Origin of the sequence: Methanofollis sp. W23, assembly GCF_017875325.1 — an archaeon.
Taxonomy (GTDB): domain Archaea; phylum Halobacteriota; class Methanomicrobia; order Methanomicrobiales; family Methanofollaceae; genus Methanofollis.
Genome location: NZ_JAGGMN010000001.1, coordinates 284,286 through 305,333 on the forward strand (window position 1 = coordinate 284,286; position 21,048 = coordinate 305,333).

General features: G+C 58.9%; 13 protein-coding genes. 10 read left to right on the forward strand and 3 right to left on the reverse strand.

Annotation, left to right across the window (positions count from 1 at the left end; translation table 11 throughout):
- The first annotated feature begins 231 nt into the window (after positions 1-231).
- The 3 genes from J2129_RS01175 (at position 232) to J2129_RS13100 (ending at position 9,143) form a co-directional block, all read left to right on the forward strand.
- Positions 232-3,912, forward strand: coding sequence for a NosD domain-containing protein (locus J2129_RS01175; RefSeq protein WP_209628838.1), 3,681 nt, complete (start codon positions 232-234; stop codon positions 3,910-3,912).
- 209 nt (positions 3,913-4,121) lie between these two features.
- Complete coding sequence (locus J2129_RS01180) at positions 4,122-4,376, forward strand: hypothetical protein (RefSeq protein WP_209628840.1); 255 nt, start codon at positions 4,122-4,124, stop codon at positions 4,374-4,376.
- Positions 4,377-5,213: 837 nt separating this feature from the next.
- On the forward strand, positions 5,214-9,143 hold the full coding sequence (locus J2129_RS13100) for a PKD domain-containing protein (RefSeq protein ID WP_281069781.1): 3,930 nt from the start codon (positions 5,214-5,216) through the stop codon (positions 9,141-9,143).
- Here J2129_RS13100 and J2129_RS01220 read toward each other — a convergent pair.
- From J2129_RS01220 to J2129_RS01230, 3 genes are all read right to left on the reverse strand, one after another.
- Positions 9,124-9,705 carry a GNAT family N-acetyltransferase gene (locus tag J2129_RS01220; protein ID WP_209628842.1) on the reverse strand — a complete coding sequence of 194 codons (582 nt, stop codon included), beginning with the start codon at positions 9,703-9,705 and terminating at the stop codon, positions 9,124-9,126. The genes J2129_RS13100 and J2129_RS01220 overlap by 20 nt on opposite strands.
- A 726-nt stretch (positions 9,706-10,431) precedes the next feature.
- A complete protein-coding gene (purB, locus tag J2129_RS01225) occupies positions 10,432-11,772 on the reverse strand; it encodes an adenylosuccinate lyase (RefSeq protein WP_209628844.1) in 1,341 nt (446 codons plus the stop codon).
- Positions 11,773-11,831: 59 nt separating this feature from the next.
- Positions 11,832-12,701, reverse strand: a complete 870-nt coding sequence (locus J2129_RS01230) for a hypothetical protein (RefSeq protein ID WP_209628846.1) — start codon at positions 12,699-12,701, stop codon at positions 11,832-11,834.
- A gap of 887 nt (positions 12,702-13,588) precedes the next feature.
- Here J2129_RS01230 and J2129_RS01235 point away from each other — a divergent pair.
- From J2129_RS01235 to J2129_RS01265, 7 genes are all read left to right on the forward strand, one after another.
- On the forward strand, positions 13,589-14,353 hold the full coding sequence (locus tag J2129_RS01235) for a hypothetical protein (protein ID WP_209628847.1): 765 nt from the start codon (positions 13,589-13,591) through the stop codon (positions 14,351-14,353).
- Between the two features lie 54 nt (positions 14,354-14,407).
- Positions 14,408-16,426 (forward strand): ATP-dependent DNA helicase, encoded by a 2,019-nt coding sequence (locus J2129_RS01240; RefSeq protein WP_209628850.1) that lies wholly within the window; start codon positions 14,408-14,410, stop codon positions 16,424-16,426.
- 6 nt (positions 16,427-16,432) lie between these two features.
- On the forward strand, positions 16,433-16,867 hold the full coding sequence (locus J2129_RS01245; protein WP_209628852.1) for a methylated-DNA--[protein]-cysteine S-methyltransferase: 435 nt from the start codon (positions 16,433-16,435) through the stop codon (positions 16,865-16,867).
- A gap of 35 nt (positions 16,868-16,902) precedes the next feature.
- On the forward strand, positions 16,903-17,820 hold the full coding sequence (locus tag J2129_RS01250; protein ID WP_209628854.1) for a ketopantoate reductase family protein: 918 nt from the start codon (positions 16,903-16,905) through the stop codon (positions 17,818-17,820).
- 3 nt (positions 17,821-17,823) lie between these two features.
- Positions 17,824-18,426, forward strand: a complete 603-nt coding sequence (locus tag J2129_RS01255) for a molybdenum cofactor guanylyltransferase (protein ID WP_209628856.1) — start codon at positions 17,824-17,826, stop codon at positions 18,424-18,426.
- Positions 18,427-18,950: 524 nt separating this feature from the next.
- A complete protein-coding gene (locus J2129_RS01260) occupies positions 18,951-19,112 on the forward strand; it encodes a hypothetical protein (protein WP_209628858.1) in 162 nt (53 codons plus the stop codon).
- A gap of 37 nt (positions 19,113-19,149) precedes the next feature.
- The gene (locus J2129_RS01265) at positions 19,150-20,250 is read left to right on the forward strand and encodes an RNA-guided endonuclease TnpB family protein (protein WP_209628860.1); all 1,101 of its coding nucleotides are present in this window, start codon (positions 19,150-19,152) and stop codon (positions 20,248-20,250) included.
- Positions 20,251-21,048: the final 798 nt, after the last annotated feature.

Below are 21,048 nucleotides of genomic sequence, written 5' to 3' on the forward strand. Positions count from 1 at the left end.
GAGCCTCAGGTTCATGTTCGATTCTACAGGGCCGTTATTTTGGTTTTGTAGAAATTGTCATAGAACCAGGTTTTGGTATCAGTTATTGCCTGGAGCGCGACCGTGATAGGGGGGATCAGTGGATATCGTTAGAAACGAGGGGTGGCGCATATTGGGTGGATAATCCTGGGGCGAGTATTGTGGATACTTGTTTTTATGTGCCGAAAAAATCGATAGCTTCATATTTGATATATGGTTTATAATTATCTGTCTCTATTCTACCATTTCCAGGAGGGAACCTCTACGAATGACCAACACTTTTTCAGACGATTTTCAGAGACAATCAACCGTACCGCACTCGCCCCTTTCTTCGGCATACTCCTGCTCGCCCTCGCCCTCGCCTCCCCACCGGTGGCGGCGACCGATTGGACGGTCGGAAGCGACGGCTGCAATTTCACCACCATCGGTGCGGCGCTCTCAAACACCTCGGTGACGGCGGGCGACGTCATCCTCATACATCCGGGCACCTATGACGAGACCGTGAACGTGGGCAAACGCCTCACCCTCAGGGGCGAGGCGGGCGCGACGGTGAACGGCGGGATCACGATCATCGCCGACGGTGCAACGGTCGAGAACCTCGCCGTGAACGGGGCCACGGACTCCATGGCCATCTATGTCAACAGGGCCGACGACGCCGTGGTGCGGGGGTGCACGATTTCCAGCGCGAGATCCGGGATCTATATCGAATCAGCGACGAACTGCACCGTGGAGAGATGCGTCCTGGACGACACCATCACCGACACTGGCATCTACCTCTACTCATCCTCAGACCAGTGCCGGATCCTGGACAACACGGTGACCGGGTGTGGAAGTCTTGGGATCGCACTCCTGAACAAGTGCCGCGACTGCGTCATCTCCGGGAACACCGTCCAGGACTGTGGTTATGCAGGCATTCAAATCCAGGGCGGTTGCGAAGGCTCTGTGGTCGTCGCCAACACCTTCTCCGAAAACATCTATGGTGTCGTGGTCATGGATTGCACCGGCCAGACCACCATCCTGAAAGACAATACCGTCCTTGGAAACAGAGATAGGGCAGTCTATCTAACCGGTACGGATTCTGTCATCGTTGAGAATGTCACGGTGAGGGGCGGGGAATATGGTGTCTGCCTCTCCTCTGTCGGGAATATCACGCTCGCCAACAGCACCATCACCGGAACTGGTACCGGACTGTATGTCGAGAGTACCACAACAGACTCTCTCATCGCAAACAACCTCTTCAACAACACGAAAAATATCGGGGTCCGGGCCAGGATCACCATGACCGGCACCCGCTGGAACACGACGAAGGCCGCCGGTGAAAACATCCGCGGCGGTTCTTTCCTCGGCGGCAACCTCTGGCTGACCCCCGAGGGCACCGGTTTCTCCCAGACCCATGCCGACTTCGACCTCGACGGGATCTGCGAGGAGGGGTATGCGATCACGGATAAAGATGGAATGGTCGTCGGCACTGACTCCCTCCCGCTCCAGAACGGGGGGCCGTCGGCGAACTTCACCATCATTCCGTCGAGCGTGATGATCGGCGTACCGGTCTTCTTCAACGACACCTCGGTGGGCACGCCGACCTCGTGGTCATGGGCTTTCGGCGATGAGACAGAGACCACCCGGAACGTCACCCGTATCTACGATACCGCGGGCACCTACCAGGCGACCCTCACCGTCGCCAACGAGTTCGGCACGAACACCACGGCCCGCACCGTCACCATCGAGCCCTTCAGCATCCAGGGCGCGGTGGACGCCGCCTCCAAAGGCGACGTCGTCGTCGTCCCGTCCGGCACCTATGACGAGACCGTGAACGTGAACAAAACCCTCACCCTCAGGGGGAGCGAGGGCGCGACGGTGAACGGCAGCATTTCCCTCACCGCCGGCGCCGCCGGTGCGACGATCGAGCACCTCACCGTGAACGGCGCCGCAGACACCACGCCTATCGTGGTCAGTGCCGACGACGCTGTGGTGCGGGGGTGCACGGTCTCCGGCGGGCCGGAAGGGATTTTTCTCTTTTATGCGACGAACTGCACCGTGGAGGGGTGTACCGTTTCTGGAGGGACGACCGGGATTAATCTCTACTCGTCGGGCCAGTGCCGGATCCTGGATAACCGGGTGGCCGGAAGTGGGGATAGCGGGATCCATCTCTATAACATCTGTCCTGAGTGCGTGATCTCTGGCAATATCGTCCATGACTGTGGTAATACCGGCATTTCCCTCTGGGCGGGGAGTCAGGGAAGCGAAGTCGTCGCCAACACCTGCTCTGACAATGAGTTTGGTTTCGTGGTCTCAGGGTGCACGGGTGCAACGACCACCTTGAAGGACAACACCGCCCTCGGAAACAGTGGTCCCGGGATCGTGGTGTCAAATTCCGGTTCTGTCGTCATTGAGAATGTCACGGTGCACGAGAACCAGTGCGGCTTCAGGCTGTCCAATAGCGAGACGGTCACGCTCACCAACAGCACCCTCACCGGGACTACAGGGTCCGGACTTGAGGTTAACTCCGCCTCTTCCTCCCTGATCGCCAACAATCTCTTCAACAACACAAAGAACATCAATATCTGGTCAGACACCGGTCTGACCGGCACCCGCTGGAACACCACAAAGACCTTCCGGAAAAATATCCGCGGCGGCCCCTTCCTTGGCGGCAACCTCTGGCTGACGCCTGAGGGCACCGGGTTCTCGGAGACCCACAAAGATCTCAACGGTGACGGGATCTGCGACGAGGGCTACGACCTCGGGAACGGGTGCACCGACTCCCTCCCGCTCCACACCTGCCTTCCGACCGCAGACTTCACCTTTGCACCGACCGGCGGCAGCACCCCGCTCGAAGTGCAGTTCACCGAAATCTGCTCGGGGGTCAACCCCCGCCTCTATCACTGGGACTTCGGGGACAACACTCCCGCGGTCGAGTTTGTCCATCCCTCCCACACCTTCACGACCAACGGTAGCCACCAGGTGAGCCTGACGGTCACGAACGCCTTCGGGAGCGACACGGTGACAAAGACGGTGACCACCCTTGATCCGCCGACGGCGAACTTCACCGTGACGCCAGCGGGGGGGAAGGCTCCCCTCACGGTGGTGTGTACCGATGCATCGACGGGCTGCGTTTCCACCCGCCTCTGGGACTTCGGCGACGGCACCACCTCGACCGAGGCCACCCCCACGCATGTCTACGCGAAGGCTGGCACCTACACCGTCTCCCTGAATGTCAGCAACCCGTACGCCTCGAACACGACGGTGCGGGAGAACTGCATCACGGTGGAGGGGACAGGCGTGAGCAGCGGCGGGGGCGGCGGGCGATCCCCTGCGTCGGCCGGTGCGGCGAGTCATATCCCCGCCAGCGGCCACGCTTCCTTTGAAGTCCGCGACGCGGCGATCGCCGAGGTGGAAGTGACGGCCGCCGAACTGGTCTCGCACATCCTGGTCACCGTCGAGCCGATCGCAAAGCCGAACCACATCAAGGCCCCGGCAGATGCGGTCTATGAATACGACGAGGTGACGCTCTACCACACCACTGACGAGGCGATCGCCAGCGCCGACCTCGCCTTCACCGTTCCAAAGACATGGCTCAAGGCGCAGGGCGCCAGGCCGGATGACGTGGTGCTGTACCGCTACCACGACGGGGCGTGGCACGCACTCCTGACAGAGAGGACAGGCGAGGACAAATTCTGCTACTCTTTCACTGCCAGGAGTTCGGGCTTCTCGCTCTTCGCGATCGGGGTTGATGAGTCCGGGCCTGCGCCGACCGTGACCCCGACCGAGACCGTGACCGCGGTCCCGGCCACGACCGCCCCCCCGACGACCGCCCCGCACCAGACCCCCATGCCTTCTGGAATAGTGTTCTTCGCTACAGGTGCTGCTTTTATTCTGGCACAGCGGCTAAGGTAACTTCATTTTTTCTGCACGCAAAGGATGCCAGTGCCGGGACGCCGGCAACATTGCTGGTTCTCTCTATGATGGTTTGAAGATTGGAAGTTCACATGGAAAGATGGACCCTGGTGGCATTGAGAGTAGAATTGGGCATGAACCTCTGGCTCAAGCATATGGGATGAACATTTTTCGTCGCTTTATCGCCCTTTTTCAAGAGAAGAGAATCGATGGGGATCGTGTTCCACGGCCGCCCCCACCTATCTTCGTCCGTGGGGGGTCTGGGGGGTGAAACCCCCCGGCGCGAGATGACAGGGAATCTCGACGATGGGGGCGCCGATCCATCAGAAGAATTTTCTATCCTCTGCGTATTGGCTTCAACGGGATATGGGGAGTTCAAACTCTCATGCAAACCGAAAGAGAGGATCGTCAGGATCATTTTCATGGTAAAACATCCTCTTTTCATCACCACAACCCCCCTCTGACCTTCATCCATCACCTTCCCTCATGCTCATGCCGGGGGCGCTGCCCCCCGTCCGGGATTGCGATAGGGTCGGGAAGGCGCAGAGAAGACCATGAAGTGGGGGGTGCAGTCCACCCCCCTATCGTGATGCGGGGGGACCGGGGGGCGGCCAGCCCCCCGGCGAAGAGAACCATTAAGATGATTTCTACAAAGCCGATATTTTACAAGGAGACCCCATACAGCAGATCCCGATCAGGTTGTGGGTAACTGTACCCATAATCGAGATGCTGATCTGTTTGCAGCTGTGTATCATCGCAGAAAATTGATCTTCTTATTATTGAGGTTACGCTCTCTGTCGCGGATCGCGCGGAGAGATATTATCACATTGCCCATTTTTTCGATGCTTACCTGGATTTTGTGCTTATATCAAACAATATTGGTGATTTGGCGAATTGAAATATTTATTGGTTGAATTTTTTGTGGGCCGATTCATTGAGGGTCAATATGTGCTCACAACCGTTAATATGGTCTCTTCCGGCGGGATCGATTTCGAAAAATATATCAATAGGGATGTTTTCGGTAAAATATATATGGATTTATGGTGGTGGCGATTATGATTCGGTTGCCAAAAGGCATATTGATCTCTCTAATCTACTGTGTGGTTCTATTTTCCCTATTTTCAGGGGTAAATGCCATAGATATCGAGATGGCGCCCCTGAACCCGGAATTTGTGGAATATATGGAGATGAGGCAGGCAGAGGATCCTGTCCCTATGGACGTATCCATCGCAAGAGGCACTGTTCCTCTATGGTATGAAGATACGCCTATCTTTGCGACAGGGGCCGTACCGGCCCCCGCAATGTTGGTCTGGCCGGAAGGATACAGGGCACCTGCCGGTGCTCCTCCTACTCAAAACTCTTTTGATCTCCGGAATGAAGGACGAGTAACTCCGGTGAAGGATCAGGGTAATTGTGGGTCGTGCTGGGCCTTTGCTTCCCTCGGTTCCCTTGAATCGGCCCTGCTTACTGATGGATTTGGAGAGTGGGATCTTTCAGAGAACAACATGAAAAACACCCACGGTTTTGACTTGGGGCCATGCGAAGGCGGCAATTTCCTCATGGCGACGGCTTACCTCGCCAGGTGGTCGGGGCCGGTGAACGAGAACGACGACCGGTACAACGCGACTTCGGGTGACTCGCCTCCTGGCCTCTCGTCGGTGATGCATACCCAGAACGTCACTTTCCTTCCTCTACGGAGTGGCTCGATGGACAACGATCTGATTAAGGAGTACATCCATGATGATGGAGGATTGTATGCCTGTTTAATCATAAATGCATCCTGTTTTAGGCCGGATGCTACAACCTACTATCTCCCGGATGACCCCTATTATACAAATGGCACCGCACAGAACGGCCATGCCATTCTTCTGGTAGGGTGGAATGACACCTACGATAAATCCAATTTCGTTGTCACGCCCCCGGATGACGGTGCTTTCATCGCGAAGAACAGTTGGGGTACTGGTATTGGTGAAAATGGGTATTTCTATATTTCATACTATGATTCTTCCCTCAAAGATTTTGCACACTTCTCTGCCGAATCTGTGGATAAATATGATGGGATATACCAGCATGACCCGCTCGGGTGTTGCCGTGCCATTGGAGCCCCGGGTCGTAAAACAATTTATGCAGCGAACGTCTTTACGGCAACAGAAAAAGAGGATCTTGCGGCGATAGGGTTCTATACCCTGGAGCCGCAGGTGGCTTACACCTACGAGGTATTTGCCGGTCTTGATGCTCCTCCAGTCAACACGTCGGGCCCGGTTGCAACCGGCGGAGGCACCCTTGCACTCCCGGGTTACCATACCATCCCCCTCGCCACTCAGGTTCCGCTTGCATCAGGTCAGACCTTCTCGGTCGTGCTCAATATCACTTCTCCGCTTGAAGACGCCATTCTTGCCGTGGAGGGGCCTATCGGTTATCCATACTCTGATAATGCCGTTGCAGGAGCGGGAGAGAGTTATGTGAGCCTGGATGGTACGTCCTGGGGGGACCTGACCGGAAGTTTTGTGAATACAAATCTCTGTATCAGGGCATATTCTGCACTGAATCTTCCCCCTCTGGAGGCCAACTTCACCGCCGTCCCGACTTCCGGCACCGCTCCGCTGACGGTGCAGTTCACGGACGCCTCGACCGGCGCCATCACCTCCCGGCAGTGGACCTTCGGTGACGGGAACACCTCGGACGACTGGAGTCCGTCGTACACCTACCAGCACGCCGGAGTCTACACGGTGAACCTGACGGTGACAGGTTCTGGCGGCGATGACACGGCATCCGCCGTCATCACGGTGGAAGAACCGGCTCCTGAACTGAAGGCCAACTTCACCGCCTTTCCAACCTCCGGCACCGCCCCGCTGACCGTCTCGTTCACCGATACCTCAAGCGGTTCACCTACATCATGGCTGTGGGACTTCGACGATGGGAACACCTCCACCGTTCAGAATCCGTCCCATATCTATGTAGAACCGGGAACGTACTTCGTGAACCTGACCGTCTCAAATGGAACAACACAATCGTGGTTTAAACTGGAGGAGTACATCGATGTCGATGCTGCACCGCTTGATGCCAACTTCACCGCGTCCCCGACCACCGGCACCGCTCCGCTGGCGGTGCAGTTCACGGACACCTCGACCGGTATCTATGACACCTGTGTCTGGACGTTCGGTGACGGGAACTCCTCGGGCGAACAGAACCCGGTCTATATCTATACGGTACCCGGACTCTACACTGTAAATCTGACCATCTCTTCCGGGATGCAGACCGACACCGAGACGAAGGAGCAATACATCAACATCACCGCAGCACCACCTGTGCTCTCCGCCAACTTCATGGCCGTTCCACAGAACGGTACCGCCCCGCTGACCGTTCAGTTCACCGATACCTCGACCGGTGCACCGACGTCCTGGCTGTGGGACTTTAAAGATGGGAACTTCTCGACAGAGCAGCACCCGACCCACACCTACATTTCTTCCGGGCTGTATAATGTCAACCTCACCGTCTCTGACGGAAAGACATCTTCGTCGTATGAGACGATGGAGTACATTGAAGTTTACGAACCACAATTAGAAGCCAGCTTCACCGCCTCTCCAACCACCGGCACCGCCCCGCTGACGGTGCAGTTCACGGACGCCTCGACCGGCACACCGACGTCCTGGCAGTGGACGTTCGGTGACGGGAACACCTCGGACGACCGGAGTCCGTCGTACACCTACCAGCACGCCGGCACTTACACGGTGAACCTGACGGTGACAGGTTCCGGCGGCGATGACACGACATCCACTGTCATCACGGTGAACGAACCCGTACCTGATCTAAAGGCCAGCTTCACCGCTTCTCCAACCTCCGGCCTTGCCCCGCTGACGGTGCAGTTCACGGACGCCTCGACCGGCGCCATCACCTCCCGGCAGTGGACCTTCGGTGACGGGAACACCTCGGACGACTGGAGTCCGTCGTACACCTACCAGCACGCCGGAGTCTACACGGTGAACCTGACGGTTACAGGTTCCGGCGGCGATGACAAGGCATCCACTGTCATCACGGTGGAAGAACCCGTACCTGATCTAAAGGCCAACTTCACCGCCTCTCCAACCTCCGGCACCGCCCCGCTGACGGTGCAGTTCACGGACGCCTCGACCGGCACACCGACGTCCTGGCGGTGGACGTTCGGTGACGGGAACACCTCGGACGACCGGAGTCCGTCGTACACCTACCAACACGCCGGTACCTACACTGTCTCGCTGATGGTTTCTGACGGGGGCACGGACGACACGATCACCCGTACAGACCTCATCACGGTGGAAGAACCCGTACCTGATCTAAAGGCCAACTTCACCGCCTCTCCAACCTCCGGCACCGCCCCGCTGACGGTGCAGTTCACGGACGCCTCGACCGGCACACCGACGTCCTGGCGGTGGACGTTCGGTGACGGGAACACCTCGGACGACCGGAGTCCGTCGTACACCTACCAACACGCCGGAGTCTACACGGTGAACCTGACGGTTTCTAACAGGGGCATGGACGACAGGATCACCCGTACAGATCTCATCACGGTGAATGAACCCAAAACGACCCCCACCCGATCATCTGGTTCTTCCTCTGATGGTGGTCGTTCTTTGCTCTCGGCAGGGGTATTTGAACGGCTCAAAAAAGGTGAATCAGGTTATGTCTCGTTAAGTGGAAGTGTAATCACCAGAATCGGGATCACCGCCAACTCGAGCCTCTCGGATGTTCTCGTCACCGTCGGCAGGGGTTCCCCCCCCAGCAGTGCCGGAGCCCCAGGAGATACCATCTACGCGTACCTGGAAATCCTTCTCTACCATGCTACAAACTCTGACCTGAATGGTGCGGAGATCATCTTCTCGGTCCCCCTCGCATGGCTGGAAGAACACGGTGCCGGGGTAGAAGATGTTGTCCTCTACAGATATCACAACAATACATGGGTACCTCTCCCTACCGAGTACATCGAAGAAAAAGATGGAAAGGCATATTTCCGTGCTGAAACAGAGGGTTTTTCCCTCTTTGCGGTTGTGATTGAAGCACCGGGAACTACAGTGGTGATGACCCCGGTAGCCCCTGTCCCCACAGACACAACCCTTCCAGACTCTGAAGATCCGGGGTCTACCCCGACGCAATCGGAGGAGCCTGAATCCACCCCGACGCAGACCCCCCTGCCCGCAGCCCTGTCCCTCCTCGCCGCGGGTACCGCTCTCCTCCTCAGGGGAAGGCGGGGATAGACCCCTCTTTTTTCCCGTCCCAAAGGTTCTTCCTGTCCCACGTTGCCCGGGTCAGGTGATAGCATAACCTGATCCCTCCCTCCTCTTCCCCCGCAGGGGTGAAGCCGAGTCGCCTGAGGAGACGGATCGATGGGGTCAGGTCAGGATAGGTTCTGGCAAAGACACATGTCACCTCTGGGTCGTCAAAGGCCCACCTGATGAGGGCACCCGCCGCCTCGGTCGCATATCCCAGGCCTCTGAACTCTGGCAGGAGCGAGTAGCCGATCTCGGCCCTCCCTTCAGAGGAGGGACACCCGACAAACCCGCACCCCCCGATGAGCACCCGGTGGTTCCCTTCGGTGCAGATGAGGTACCAGAGGTTCCAGCCCTCGCTGAACGGGTCGGCCCTGAGCATGGTGAGGAAGGTCTGCCGTGCCTCCCTGACCATTTCGGGCGGCCAGTCGTGGGGGATCTCGGCCTCCAGGAGTCTGGCGAGTCCCCTGTGGTCGGTGAGGTCGAGGTCGAGGTGGCGGGGAGTGGCCGGGACCAGTTCGAGGCGTTCGGTCTGGAGGGAGAATGCCATAAAATACGGCTCTTCTTGATCAGTGAAAAGGCTTTGGGAATGTACTGGCTTGCAGGAGGTATGGGGGGTGATCAGGGGAGCCACCCAGGCAAAAGAATGAAGATTTGGTCGGATCAAGCACCCTGGAATCCGCCAGAATCCGCTCTTCTTTTCCGCCCTTTTCAGGGGCATATCTGCGGATCATGGTCTATAGCATTACTTGGGATCATACGGGGCCATGAGAGGCGGGATAGGCCTGGTCTCCTCGGTGCGTTGGATGAATGAACGTCTCTATGGGGTTATCGTGAATGGAGCCCGGGATGACCCCTGATTAGATGCTTTGTTCTCGAAATGGGGGTTCATATGGCCGTATTTGGGGGAGGGTCGTACCTCCATTCTCTCAGGAGATAGGAAAGGTGGGTATGATCTCACTCCTGGCGGAGGATTCCCTTGAAGGGCTTTGAGTGCAGGGGAGATCAAAGATTTTCCCGCATGGCTTTGTAGAAATCCTTCGGCTCTCTCTCTCTGGCGGGGGGCTTGGCCGCCCTCCGAACCCCCCGCGCCACGATTGGTCGAGGACGGCAGCACTCTCTTTATGATCATCTATTCTGCCTTCCTGCCCCTATCGTGGTTCCAGGGGTCCGGGGGCACTCGCCCCCGGCGTGATTCATTGGGGAAGGCGGGAATATCACGCGTGCACCCATAAAGGGTGAGGGTTTCTACAGAGCAAAAAAAAAAACAAGATCTTCAGGCCGCGAGGGGCCTGAGTTTTTCGACGACACCCTCGACCTGCTCGACCGCGGTGCCGATATAGTTGTCAGGGTTGAGAAGACGGGCGATCTCTTCGGCCGAGAGGACGGCCGCGACCTTTGGGTTCTCTTCAAGAACCCCGGCGATGTTTCGCTTCTCTGCAAGTGCCGTCATGCTCGCCACCCGGACGGCCTCGTGGGCGTCCTGCCGTCCCATGCCGCGCCTGGTCAGTTCGATCATCACCGACTCGGCCAGGTTCACGCCGTGGAGGAGGTTGAGGTTCTTCCTGATGTTCTCCTCCCTGATAGTGAGGCGGTCGAGCACCCTGGTCATCACGTTGAGGATGTGGTCGGCGAGGACCGAGGCTTCAGGGAAGACCACCCGCTCGCAGGATGAGTTGGTGAGGTCGCGCTCGTCCCAGAGAGTGTTGTTCTGGAGGGCGGGCTCGACCATCGCGCGGACGATCCGGGCAAGGCCGCAGACCTGCTCGCTCTTGATCGGGTTCCTCTTGTGGGGCATCGTCGAGGACCCCACCTGGTTCTTGCCGAAGGCCTCCTCGACCTCGGCGAGTTCGGTCCGCTGGAGTGACCTGATCTCGACCCCGATCTTGTCCAGCGTCGTGGCCATGTTTGCGAGGAAGAGGACGTACTCGGCGTAGCGGTCGCGGGCGATTACCTGGTTGGAGACGTCGACCGCGGTGAGACCGAGGTACTCCATCATCGCGGGCTGCACCTCAATCCCCTTGGTCCCCAGGGCCGCCTGCGTCCCGACGGCGCCGGTGAGTTGACCGACCGCGACTCTGGGCCGCAGCTCGCGGAGGCGCTCGATGTGCCTGCCGACCTCGCTTGCCCAGATCGCAAACCGCAGCCCGTAGGTCGTCGGCACGCCGTGCTGGCCGTGGGTGCGTGCGACGCAGACGAGGTGCTTCGTCTCTTCGCTCCTACGGAGCAGGACGGCAAGGAGTCGCTGGAGTTTCTCCTCGATCAGGTCCATCGCCGCCTTCATCTGGAGCCCGGTGGCGGTGTCCAGCATGTCGTTCGAGGTGGCGCCAAAGTGGATCCAGCGTCCCGCGTCGCCACAGACCTCGGTGACGGCCTTGACGACGGCCATCATGTCGTGGTTGATCTCGGCCTCGATCTCGTTTGCCCGTGCGAGGGTGGCCTCGCCCGCGCACTCCTTGATCTTCGCCGCAGCGTCGGCCGGGATGACCCCGCACGCCGCCTCGGCCTGTGCAAGCGCGACCTCTGCCGCCACAATGCACCTGAACCGGTTCTCTTCGCCCCAGACAGCCTTCATCTCGGGCGTGCCGTACCGGTAGTCTATCGGGTGGATCGCCATGGGGAATATATCGGTTTCCGGCGATAAATAGGCAGGGGGAGGGCCAGAGAGCACCTGTGTCATAGGGTGTCCGACGTGGCGAAGGCGAGGGGCACCTCGTCCCCATGGCAGATCTCTGTAGGGTTGTCCAGGGTCCGGACTTCGGCCCCGCTCGGCACTTTGACGGTGCTCCCGACCACGGTCCCCGCGGTCTCATCGACCATCACGTCGAGGGTGACTCCGGATCCTGTGATCCTGAGTGCAGGGTAGGTCTCGCAGAGTGTATCGGTCGTTTCTCCCAACGTTTTAGGGTGATGGATGCTCTTGGCCACCCCTTCGATCGTGCCGCCGCTCATGAGCAGTTCTCTGGCCGTTTTGTCCTGCATGGCGATCCGTGCGATATAAGAGATATTTGTCCTCAGTGCTGTCTCGCCCTCTTCTTCGAGGACTGGTATCCCGGCGAGGTCGATGAGCGGCAGGCCGTCGCAGTCCTCGATCCGGAAGGGCGGCACCATATGGGGGCAGCGGGGCGTGAAATGCCTGGAGAACCATTTGCGTGCCATCTCATGAATCGTCCCGACCGCACCACGGTTCCCCGACCCGGTATAGGTTCCAGGGACACCATCTTTGTCGATGACAAAACCGAAGGCGAGGGTGCCCACGCCGTCGGGATCGGTGGAGTTCCCGAAATACATCTCTGATGCGACCCGGCCTCCGATATCCCGGTAGTCGCTGACGGCGAGGTCGATCCGGTCGTTCATCTCTTCGGTGGTGACGGGATCGTCGATGTCACGGAGCACACAGGCCCATCCCGGGCCTCCGATATCGACCGGCGTGATATTTTCCGCCTGCCTGTCGGGGATCAGGTGCGGTCCGGTGATGACCGCGACGACGCCCGCCACCAGTGTGATGCCGAGGATTATCAGGAGGAATCGGTCGAGTCGTATCATGTTCTGGTCACACGCTCTTTTCTGAATTCGTGACCTATATGAGTATCTGCCTCACGAATATACCTGGAGCATATCCCAGAAGTAGCCGGGGCTCGAACAATCACCTAGATCGAGACTCTTCTCGGCCATTCCTCTGCCTTCCCTGCTTCAATCGCAATCCTGAGATTTTCGGGGGCCGCGCCTCCGGCGTGATTGATAGTGGGGGGTGGATCGATCAGACGTGCCGCCTACATCGAGAATAAATGGGTGTTTTCTTGCTCTCTTCCACCGGGGGGCACGGCCCCCCGGAACCCCCACGACGAAGATAGGGGAGGGGCGGCAGTAATCTCTTGAACGACGCCGTACTTCTGAAACACCTCCAGGTCACATATCAAGGGCGGAGAGTTTTGGGATGCCCTCTTGTGTAGAATTGAGCATGATGATCCGACGTGCCGCCCTCAATTGGAAAATCTTCCCCTCGTCTCGCGCCGGGGGGCCGTGCCCCCCGGAACCCCCACAGAGAGAAGATAGCCGGGGGGCGGCGATAGAATGATCCCTCCCTGTTGTGAGGGAAGGGATACATCAACATCTCAAAACGCTGATCAAAGCAATTTTTATTCCCTATGCTTGAGCCCAAAGCTCATGCCTTCTCACACCATACGCCCCTGGGGCGCTGCCCCCGGGATCCCTGGGACAAAGACAGGGTCGGGAAGGCAGAGAGTCTGATCATTATGAGGGAGATCTATGTGTTCGAATTCTCATCCATAACTCCAGAACAGAACGTCAGGATCATTTCAATGATAATATTACTTGAATGCAATGTGATCCTTTTGTAGATATTTTATGTGTTGGGCCATTAATGGTCGTGATTTGAGAAATATTATGGGATCTGAGATAGAAGTGCACATATGGAATCTTCTCGTATTCTCTACGTCTGCTCGGCCCTCGCTCTCGCCCTATGCCTCATCGCCGCCGGGTGCACCGGTCTTGCCGGGGCGCCTGATCACAAAGAGACCATTATCCTCCAACCCAATGCCCTCGGCCTCCCGTTCACCGAGATATGGAACACCATCCTGGAGAAGACCGGGGCGACGAACGAGACGGCCGTGCTCAACAGTGCCGACATCATGATCGGAGTGGACGGATCGCTCGAGTGGTTGAGCCTTGAGTTCTGGGACGAAAACGAGGACGGCGCGGACCTGGTCCATGTCGACCTCTCGTTCTCTCCCGACCGGTCCGGGACGATCTCCTGGTCACGAGCGATCTCTGAGACGGTGCCGGTGAGCCTCCACCCCCTCGACGTCCTCGGCGAACTCGAACAGGTTGACTTCGCCGATCTCCACCTCGGGACAGAGGGACTCTGGATCGAGGTCTCTGGAACGCGAGGCTCGATCGGGTACGGCAACGGGAACTACGATCTCGTCCTCCTTGAAAACGGCACCTTCACCCCACTCAGGGAGGTCTGGTTTACCCCGGACGTGCAGGGATGTCCGATCGGTATCTATGGGAGGGGCGGCCAGGGAGGAAACGTCACCATCACCGAGACGAGCGACTTCCTCTTCTGGCATGAGGAGAAGACCTACACCACCTACGAAGAACCCGACCCCGAACGGGAGAACATCATTGTCTTCGTGCCCGAGAGTCTGGCGATGGCAGACGGGGTCGTCTTCTGACCCGCCGTGCAAGAACCCAATACTACATCATCCCGGGCGACCAAGACGTAGTGAATGGACCCGCTTGAAGACTGGTTCCCGTATCCGTCCTTCCGCCCGAACCAGAGGGAGATGCTGGAGTTCGCCGCCGAGACCGCGCGCGACGGCGGGATCGCGATGATCGACGCCCCCACCGGGAGCGGGAAATCGAGCGTCGTCTCAGCCCTCCTCTCCGCCCGCGGCACGAAGAAGGTGGTCGTGGCGGTGCGGACCATCTCACAACTTGCGACATTTATCAGAGAACTCGAACTGGTCAGGAAGGTAAAGCCCACCCTCACCTTTGCATACCTCGTCGGAAAGCGATCGATGTGCCCGCTCGGCGGGGAGGGCGACCCCTACCGGCGGTGCGAGGCGGTCAAGGCCTTTTCCTCATCTTTGATGCGTGAAAGGGCGCAGAAGGGCTCGCTTGTCCCGAACGAGGATCCTGAGATCCAGACACAGATCAGAAAGATGGACCAGGAGCACCCGCTCCTCTGCCCCTACTTCATCAAGAGCCGGGTCTTTGTGAAGGACACCGAGGAAGGTGGCCTGCGGATGGTGCCGTCAGGGGCGCTCCGCGACCGGGCCACCCAGGTGCGGCGCAAAAACATCCTGCCCGAGAACCTCAACGCCTTCTGCCGGGGGCTCTGCCCGTACGAGACGATGATGCAGGCGGCCCGCGGTGCCGACGTCCTCATCTGCAACTTCCACCATCTCTTCAACGACGACGTCAGGGACCAGCTGTACGCCAACCTCGACATCAAACCCGAAGACGTCCTCCTCCTCATCGACGAGGCCCATAACTGCGGGGACGTCGTCGAGGGGATCCAGAGCGTCGTCCTGGAGGCAAGAGTGCTCGAAGGGACGATGACCGAACTGGCCCACCTCTCAAAGCATATGAAGACGGTGAACGCCGTCAGGCAGGTCCTCCCCAATGTCTCGCGCTTCATGGACGACCTCAAGCGCTCGCCCAAAGGCGAGGACTGGTTCGACCCGGCGATCTTCCACCGTATGGCCATCAGGGGCACACTATACAAAGGGCTTGAAGAGGTCGTCGAAGACCTCTCCAGGATCGCCGACCGGGTCTCTGAGAAGAACAAGAACGCCGGGATCTACAAGGAGAGCGCGGTCGAGCAGTTCTCCGAGTTCATGTACCGGGTCTTTCGTGCCGGGGCCGACCCGACCTTCCTCACCCTGTACCGCTCCTCCGAGGGCGAGGTCGAACTTGAGGTGCGAAATATCGACCCAAGCGGGAAGATGCAGGAGATCTGCGAGGCCCATGCCGCCGCGGTCCTCATCTCGGGCACCCTTTCTCCCCTTGACGCCTACATGAAATATTTCTTCGGCGACCTTGAGGTCAGCACCAAGTCCCTCCCGAACAGTTTCCCGCGGGAGAACCGGTTGCTTGCCTGTGCAAACGACGTCACCACCACCTACCGGAAGCGCCGCGATCCCCTGAACACCGAGCGGATCGTCGGCTATATCAGGGCCTTCGCCCAGGCACCCGGCAACCTGGCCATCTACTTCCCCTCATACCAACTCCTCAACACCTATGCCGAGGCCTGCGGGAGCCGGGTCAATGGCAAGAAGGTCTATGTCGAGCCCAGGGAATCGGGCGAGGCGACGGCGACACTGCGCGAGTTCGTCGGTCTCCCTGAGCGGGGGAGGGCCGGGCTCCTCTTTGCGGTCTGCGGCGGCAAGTGGAGCGAGGGGCTCGACTACCGTGGCGAGATGCTGCGCGGGGCGATGGTCGTCGGCCTCCCGCTGGCGCCGTACAACAATGTCCGCCGGATGGTCATCGACTATTACAAGCACAAGTTCGGGCGGGAAGGCGAGTTCATCTCGTACACCCTCCCGGCGATCAACAGGGCCACCCAGGCGCTCGGCCGGGTGTTGCGGACCCCTGAAGACACAGGGGTGCTCGTCTTTGCCGAGCAGCGGTTCCTGGATCCAGGGGTGAAGGACGGCCTCCCCCCCTGGATGCAGCAGGAGATGAAAGAGTGTGGGCTCGAGGAGTTCATGCGCCTGGTGCTCACATGGAAGAAACGGCGGTGAACCGGGGTGCATGAAGGGAGCTGCCCCTTCGGGCTCTGGCACGTGCATGTCGCCTGGGAGGGCGACCTCGTCTCCGGGGTGTGCTTCCTGCGGCACCCGGCCTCGGGCGGGGTGCCGGAGCAGTTCACCAGATACCTTGCCGGCGACGTGACCGGGCTCGACGGGCTCCACTCGGTCGCCGTCGAGGGCGAGAGCCTCTTTGCCAGGATCTACCGGGCAGTGCAGGAGGTCCCGTACGGCGAGACGACGACCTACGGCGAGGTCGCCCGCCGTGTCGGGACCGTGCCGCGGGTCGTCGGCACGGCAATGCGCCTCAACCCCACCCCGCTCGTCGTCCCCTGCCACCGCGTGGTGGCAAAGGACGGGCCCGGCGGGTTCTCTCCCTCTCCTGAGTTGAAGCAGGCACTTCTCTCGATGGAGAAGGGAAAGCGGACATATTAAGAGCCGTGAGTGTCATAATTTATAACGATTCTTCCATGAAAGTGCTGATACTCGGAGCCGGTGCAGTCGGACTCTCCCTTGCCGCCAGGCTCTCTGACTACTGTGATGTCCATGCCGTCTGCAGGCAGCGGCATGCCGATGCGATCGCCGAACGCGGCCTGGTGCTGACCGGGCTCTGGGGCGAGGGGACGCACCACTTCTCGGCCTCTGAGGAGGTGCCTGCAGGCGAGCGCTACGACTACATCTTCATCACCTCCAAGGCACTTGCCACCCGTGCGATCTGCGAGCAGTTCGCCGACGTGATCAAGGACACCGAGACGGTCAGTCTCCAGAACGGGATCGGGAACGAGGAGATCATCGCCGGGTACACCGACCGGGTCATCGGCGGCACGATCATCACCGGGTTCGAGTGGCGGGGCGATGCCCGCGTCCATGTCTCGGTGGTCGGGGGCCCGATGAAACTGGGGCGGTTCCCGGACGGTCCTGACCAGAAGGTGGAGGCTCTTGTCGCCCTCGTCGAGCAGGCCGGGGTTCCGGTCGAGGGGAGCGACCATATCAAGGGCGATCTCTGGGCGAAGACCCTGTACAACTCCTCGCTCAACCCGCTGGGCGCCCTGATGAATGTGCCGTACGGCAAACTCCTCCACCCGATGCCCTGGGGGATCATCGAGCACGTGGTCAGGGAGGCCTATGCCGTGATGGACAGGGAGGGCGTCCGCGTCCCCTGGAAGACGGCCGACGACTACCTCGCCTATCTCCATGACGTCCAGGTGCCGAGCACCGCCGAGCACCATGCCTCCATGCTCCAGGACATCATGCATGGGCATCTGACCGAGATCGACTTCATGAACGGGGAGATCGCGGCCAGGGCACGAAAATATGAACTTGATGCCCCCTACAATGACTGCATCACCAGGCTGATGCACTTCCGCGAGTCGCTCCTGGAGCAGTGAGGAATGAGAACCGGGATCGTGCTGGTGGGCGGGGAGGCGCGCCGGGCCGGCGGGGTGGAGAAATATTTCTTCGAGGTCTGCGGCCAGACGTTCATCGACCGTCTTCTTGGGACGCTCAGGGAGGTCGTCGACGAGATCGTCATCGTCGCCAGGGACAGGGAGCAGTGCACGCGCTTTGCTGAATACCAGGACGTCCGGTGCATCGAGGACCTGCGAAAGGGGATGGGCCCCATCGGCGGGCTCCATGCCGGGGCCCTTGCCGCCCATGGCGATGAACTCTTTGTCGTGGCCTGCGATATGCCCTGCATCAACGGGAAGGTGATCGAGGGGCTCTTCAGGATGATGGAGGGTTACGACGCCGCGATCCCCTGCTGGAACAGGGAGATGCTCGAACCGCTCCATGCGGTCTATCGCCGTTCCGCCCTTCTCGAATACCTCCGCGAGCACGAGTCCCGCTCGCTGCGGGCGATGATCGAGGCTCTCCACCCCCGCTATGTCCCTGCCGAGTCGTTCAGGCCGGTCGACCCCGACCTCCTCACCTTCATCAATATCAACCATATCAGCGATCTCGAAGAGTTCAGGGCTGAGATTGAGCACCGGTTGTGAGGGTGCGATTATTTTCGGCTTTGTAGAAATCCTTCGGCTCTCTCTCTGGCGGGGGGCTGGCCGCCCCCTGAACCCCCCGCCACACGATAGGTCGAGGACGGCAGCACTCTCTTTATGGTCATCTATTCTGCCTTCCCGACCCTATCGTGGCGCGGGGGTGCGGGCGGCACTCGCCCCCGGCGAGAAGATGGGGGAAGGTGGGCGACACACATCCCCCACAATAGGTGAGGGTTTACCATGAAAATGATCCAGAAGATCACCTTTCCGGATTTCCGTAATGGTTTGAGACCTCCAAACACCTTCTGGACCGATACGAAGATTTCGGATACATCTTCCGAATGATCAGGCCTCTGCCTCCCTGACCCAATCGCAATCCCGGGGGTCCGGGGGCGCCGCCCCCGGCGCAAGGATATGGGAAAGCATAATGATCCGACGTGCCGCCCCAAATCGTCGAGATTTCACTGCCATCTTGCGCCGGAGGAAACCCCCCGGACCCCCACGACGAAGATACCCGAGGGGCGGCGATGGAACACGATCCCCACCGATTCTCCTCTCTTGAAAAAGAGCAATCAAGCGACGGAATATTTTCATCCCGTATGCTTGAGCCAGAGGTTCATGCCCGATTCTACGAAGAAAACAGGCAGAGTGCTCCCCACTTCAGTGGGGAGGTGAATGCCGTCCTCTGATAACATTATGTAAGCAAAATACCAATATGGCCGTACAATGCTTAGGGCATATCGGTATCGGCTCTATCCCACAAAGTCTCAGGTTACTCTTCTTGAGCAGACGCTTGAGATATGTCGGTGGGTCTATAACGATACGCTTGCATTGCGGAAGAACGCCTGGGAAGAGGAACAGCGTTCAATTTCTCTCTATGAGACGAACAAGATCCTGACGCAGTGGAAGAAAGAACGACCTGATCTGAAACAGGTCTATGCTCAAACTCTCCAGAATGTTCAAATGCGCGTGGATCTTGCCTTCAAAGCGTACTTCCGGCGGGTGAAAGCAGGGGAAAAACCAGGCTATCCCAGGTTCAAGGGGAAAGGACGATACGACAGTTTTACGTACCCTCAAGGTCCGAAAGGAGGGTTTAAGTTCAATGGGGGCCGCCTCCATCTCTCAAAGATCGGAGACGTGAGGATCGTCCTCCACCGCTCTATCGTGGGAACGATCAAGACCCTCACTATCAGACGTTCATCAACCGGGAAATGGTACGCTTGCTTCTCGGCCGAGTGTGATCCCGCTCCTGCACCGCAGAAGGAGACCGTCGTCGGGATCGATGTGGGTCTTGAGTCCTTCGCCACCCTCTCGAACGGAGAGAAGATCGAGAACCCACGGTTCTTCCGTACCGACCAGAAGGCCCTTGCGAGAGCGCAGAGGAAACTCTCGAAGGCAGAGAAGGGTACACCCGAACGGAAGAAAGCCCGAAAGATCGTCGCACACATTCACGAACGGATCGCCAACAGAAGGCTCAATTTTGCTCACCAGACTTCCCGGAAGTTGGTGGATCGGTTTGGTACGATTGTGTTCGAGGATCTGAACATCATAAAAATGGAACAGAACCACCATCTGGCAAAAAGCATTGCAGATGTTGCCTGGAATCAGTTCATCACGATCACCGAGAGCAAAGCGGAGGATGCTGGCTCACGCGTGGTCCTGGTGAACCCCAGAAACACGTCTCAGCAATGTTCCAGGTGTGGCATGATCGTCGCAAAGGCGCTTTCTGATCGTGTTCATTCCTGCCCGCATTGCGGGTTGGTGATGGATCGTGACCAGAACGCGGCGATCAATATTATGAGATTGGGACTGCAATCTCAGGGGTAACATCCCAGGATGCCCCTGACTTCAGTCGGGGGAGCAGTCACAGAGCAGTCATTTTGGTTTTGTAGTCGGCATGAAACCTGGACTCAAGCATGCGGGATGAAAATTTTCTGAGCAGCGCTTCAGCGTGTGGGTGGATCTCTATCCTTCTTCTGACAGGCCATCTTGAAGATACGGATTCATCGCCACCCCTCGGCTATCTTCGTTGTGGGGGGGGTCCGGGGGGTGCAACCCCCCGGCGCGAGATGATGGGGGAGGTTCTGCGATGAGGGTGACGCGTCTGGATCATCACGCCTTCCCACACCACCATGCCGGGGGCTCTGCCCCCGGACCCCCGGGACGAAGATAGGGCGGGGAAGGCTGAAGAAAAGATCCTGAATGCCGGAATGCCGTCCCCCATCTATCTTCATGGCCATGATGGGGGCTCTCCCTCCGGTGGGAGAGAACACTCCGGCATTCCTCGTTTTTTTGCCGGGGCATTCGTTCTGGTCGACGTGCGTTCCCTCATCTTCTCGTCGGGGGCGAGTGCCGCCCACTCCTATCCTTATGATATGGGGGTCCGGGTCTCCCGAACCCCCGCTGGTGGCGATAGACGGAGATCATCGATCGGTAGATCGGGAGTGAGGAGAGTTCCTCTCTTATCTTCTGTTTGCTGTCCCCCTTCTATCCTCATGATACGAGGGTTCGGGTCTCCCGAACCCTCGCCGCCAGCGATAGGCAAGGATAGCAAAATGATGAAGCCGAGAGGATGCTCTTCTTGCTCTTCCGGTTTGTCTTTTGCCCTTCATCTTGAGGTAAAGG